This window comes from Citrobacter sp. Cc139, from assembly GCF_030334645.1.
Classification (GTDB): Bacteria; Pseudomonadota; Gammaproteobacteria; order Enterobacterales; family Enterobacteriaceae; genus Citrobacter; species Citrobacter werkmanii.
The window spans coordinates 1-1,808 of record NZ_JAOWDM010000001.1 but is presented as its reverse complement, the minus strand read 5'-3'; the positions used below and the strand labels follow the sequence as shown (position 1 = coordinate 1,808).

At 46.0% G+C, this 1,808-nt stretch carries 3 protein-coding genes and 1 pseudogene; 2 read left to right on the top strand and 2 right to left on the bottom strand.

What is annotated here, in order from left to right; all coding sequences use genetic code 11:
• Both OGV69_RS00020 and OGV69_RS00015 read left to right on the top strand, forming a co-directional pair.
• Positions 1–458 (top strand): annotated as a pseudogene (locus OGV69_RS00020) (hypothetical protein); the annotation flags it as partial.
• Positions 458–1,051 carry a tail fiber assembly protein gene (locus OGV69_RS00015; RefSeq protein ID WP_286468967.1) on the top strand — a complete coding sequence of 198 codons (594 nt, stop codon included), beginning with the start codon at positions 458–460 and terminating at the stop codon, positions 1,049–1,051. The pseudogene OGV69_RS00020 and the gene OGV69_RS00015, both read left to right, overlap by 1 nt.
• Here the strand turns inward: OGV69_RS00015 and OGV69_RS00010 are convergent.
• The gene (locus OGV69_RS00010) at positions 1,023–1,448 is read right to left on the bottom strand and encodes a tail fiber assembly protein (protein WP_032174447.1); all 426 of its coding nucleotides are present in this window, start codon (positions 1,446–1,448) and stop codon (positions 1,023–1,025) included. The two genes, OGV69_RS00015 and OGV69_RS00010, sit on opposite strands and share 29 nt — an antisense overlap.
• 1 nt (position 1,449) lies before the next feature.
• Positions 1,450–1,808 (bottom strand): gp53-like domain-containing protein (locus tag OGV69_RS00005; RefSeq protein WP_502873866.1); only part of this gene is annotated, 359 nt, incomplete at its 5' end.

The following is a 1,808-nucleotide window of genomic DNA, read 5'->3' as shown; positions in this document are numbered from 1 at the left end:
TTCGTTTAGGAGCGGGCGCTCCGCCGATAGGAATTCCGTTCTTCTGGCCGTCGACTGCAATGCCTAATACGGTTATGGATGAGTGGTCGGATATGGTCTTTTTGAAATGGAATGGCGCAACCTTCTCAGCGACTGAATACCCTAAACTGGCAAGGATTATTCCAGGACTGAAATTAAATGATGTGCGAGGCGAGTTCCTGCGTATTTGGGATGATGGAAGGGGCGTAGATAACGGAAGGGGGTTACTCAGCTTTCAGGCAGCAACATCTTTCACACAGTATGCTGGTAACTATGACGTAGGCTCCGGTCATGCAATAGGTAATCATGATGGTGTAGTCGATTACAGTCCTGGATTTTCCAGATTTCCTTATCCCGGCCCAGCTATTGGTGATGGTGTTAACCATGTAACCGTAAGACCACGTAACATCGCATTTAACTTTTTAGTAAGGGCTAAATAATGACAGTCATTTTCGATAAAGACGGGCTGGCTGTTGAAGCCGGAAGTATTCGTGTTTATTACTTTCATCCTGTGACAAAGGAATATGTAGGATGGTCTGACGAATTCATTAATATCGGAGTGAGTATGCCAGGTAACTCTACTAATATTGCTCCGGGGAATGAAGTGGCAGGAGAGGTTATGGTATTTACAGGAAAAGACTGGAAGCGACAAAAAGACCTCCGGGGGGAGACTGTCTGGACTACTGATGACGGTAGCGCCATCACCGTGAACTACATTGGCTCTGTTCATGATGGATACACTAATATTGCGCCATCCACCCCCTACGATAAGTGGGACGGGGAAAAGTGGGTAACGGATACCAAAGCCCAGCGCGCGGCAGATAAAGAAGTAGCAAAACAACAACAGCAATCTCTGATAGATTCAGCAATGGCATCAATCGGCATGATACAGCTTAAATTACAGGCAGGGCGTAAATTAACCACTGCTGAAACTACGAGGCTAAATTCTGTTCTGGACTACATTGACGCGGTGGAGGCAACTGATACCAGCACCGCGCCAGATATTAAGTGGCCTCTTCCCCCGGAGTGGTAGGCCAAACGGGTTTTTCGGTATCGACTCGCATCAGTAATACCCTGTATTTTTTCCATTCTGACAAAGCGGCGGTTTCTTCTTCCGTCGCTACTCCTGCATCAACAGCATCCTGACGCCAGTTAATCTCTGAGTCAGCCCGCATACGTAAGTTGGCCTTTCTTAATTCAGCGACAGCGCTAAGTTCTTCCTGAGTTGGTGGTGGAATATCTACCCATGCTGGCATTCCTGCTATTACATTTCTGTATTTACCTTCGGGTGGCTCCTGCATGAATTCAGTTGCAACAGAGTCTTCTATTTCTATTCCATCGTTTGGCCACTCTCCTGCCTTTTGATAGGACGACTTCAGCTCTACAGGAAAGAAAGCATTTTTCTTGGCACTGAATACATATTTTTGCATGTTAACGTCCTATAGAAATATAACTAAATCGGTATTGCTGAGAATTGTCACTCGTTGATACACGCCATGACGAATTGCTGATATGTTCAAAATTTACAGAAAGTACAGGCGTAATCGGTCCAGAAGGATTTGACTGGACGGCATCAGACATGACGCTGATAGAAATCAAGGGTTGAGTCGGAAACGGTATAGGGAAGTTACCGCTGATAAAACGAGTCGTGTTTCCTGAATATGTACCAAACTGCACAATGTGCCCGCTTGGTAATTTGAACCACCCTGTGCCAGATGCAAAAGCGCCCATATCCGGTATCTGATTTGCACCTGTCCCCACCTCTCTTTTTGCTGCTTCTTTCAAACCAA